Genomic DNA, 1,671 nt, shown 5'->3' on the forward strand with positions numbered 1-1,671 from the left:
GGACTGATATGACTTTCCGTGTCAATCGGGATCGGTTTTCGTCGCTTTCGTTCCATAGGCGCGAGAATTTCCTGAGGGCGGCGTAGCAGTAAGTCTCGACGGTGGATCGCACTGATATGACTTTCCGTGTCAATCGGGATCGGTTTTCGTCGCTTTCGTTCCATAGGCGCGAGAATTTCCTGAGGGCGGCGTAGCAGTAAGTCTCGACGGTGGATCGCACTGATATCCGCGGGTTGGTTACCGCATTACAGAGGTCCGCCCCATGAGCCTGCCGCTATCTAAAGCCGCAAATCGGATGACATCCGTTGCATAGTCCGGTCGCGGGTTACTCGGGTGCCGGGCTACGCCGCCTTCAGGAAACTCCTTCAGTTTGCTATTTGTCAGTCACTAGCAGGGCTCACGACTACGATGCCTGTGGGTGGCGTGGTACGGCAAGCGACATGGCCAGTCGGCTGATGTCCCAGATGAATCCCGCGAGCTCGCGAGCGACGGCGACAACAGCGATATTCACGTTCTTGCCGCGTGCGGCCAGCTTGCGATATCGGCGGCACAGTCGAACCTGTGCGTCCCAGGCACGGTCGATGATGGGCTTGGGGATACCTTCATGCCGTCGCTGGATGTCAGGACTCACGCGTGCGGGGTAACGGTAGCTCCAGGCCGCCTCGACGAGTAGCTTTCTTGCATAGCTGTTGCCGTTCTTCGTGATGCTGCCCTGTCGGCGGCGGTCGCCCGAAGAGTGTTCTGATGGCGTCACGCCCAACCAGGCCATCAGCTGGCGCGGGTGTTCGAAGCGTGAGAGGTCCCCCAACTCGGAGAGCATACCGACGGCGGTGATGAACTGCACACCGCGCATGGTCTGCAGGCCCAGTACGGCCGGATAGAATCGCCAGTGGACGACGGCCTCACGCAGCGCTGCTTCGAGGCGGTCACATTGCGCGAGTCTGTCTTCAATCGTGCGACGGCACTCGTCGAAGGCCAGTTGTTGCCAGTGGTTTGGGAACGCAAATGTGCTCACCCATCGACGGTGCGCGGGTCCCCAGTTGGCATTACCTGTATAGCGGACGCCGTGTGCGAGCAGAAAGGACTTGAGCCGCTGGCGCGCCTGCCGGTGATCCGCTTTGGCCGCTGCCCAGGCACGGGCCAGATCGCGGAACGCCTCATCGTCGACGTCCGGTACGTGCACCGCTGACAGGTCACCGGCGCGCAGTGAGCGCACCAGTTTGAGCGCATCACGACGGTCTGTCTTGACGCGCTCACCTGGCTTCTTCGGAATCAGCGATGGCGCGCACACCATGCAGTCGAATCCTTTGTGGATGAGTTCCCGGTAAAGTCCATATCCCGACGGTCCGGCCTCATAGACAACGTGTACGTGTCGCGCTTTCGACTGAAGACGCTTGCACAGGCGATCGATATCAGCTTTCATGGTGCCGGTCTTGCCCAGCAGTTCCACGTCGCCCATGCCGACCGCGTACGCCACCGTGATCGACTCCTTGTGAACGTCCAGACCGACGTACACCGTGCTATCGTTTTCCATGCTGGCCTCCGCGCTGGAAATCGCCGGGTGTGCCCCTGTGCACACCATGCGGCTCTGGCAGTAATGCTAACCCGCGTCTGATTCCTCGTGGCGGGCCAGCCACTGACTCACGGAAAGTCATACTGCCTAAACCGCTC

At 60.4% G+C, this 1,671-nt stretch carries 1 protein-coding gene; it reads right to left on the reverse strand.

The features are described from left to right. Positions 1 to 403: 403 nt before the first annotated feature. Positions 404 to 1,534 (reverse strand): IS110 family RNA-guided transposase, encoded by a 1,131-nt coding sequence (locus KHO31_RS38935; protein WP_211626135.1) that lies wholly within the window; start codon positions 1,532 to 1,534, stop codon positions 404 to 406. Positions 1,535 to 1,671 lie beyond the last annotated feature (137 nt).

It is taken from the genome of Paraburkholderia domus (assembly GCF_905220705.1).
GTDB classification, from domain to species: Bacteria; Pseudomonadota; Gammaproteobacteria; order Burkholderiales; family Burkholderiaceae; genus Paraburkholderia; species Paraburkholderia domus.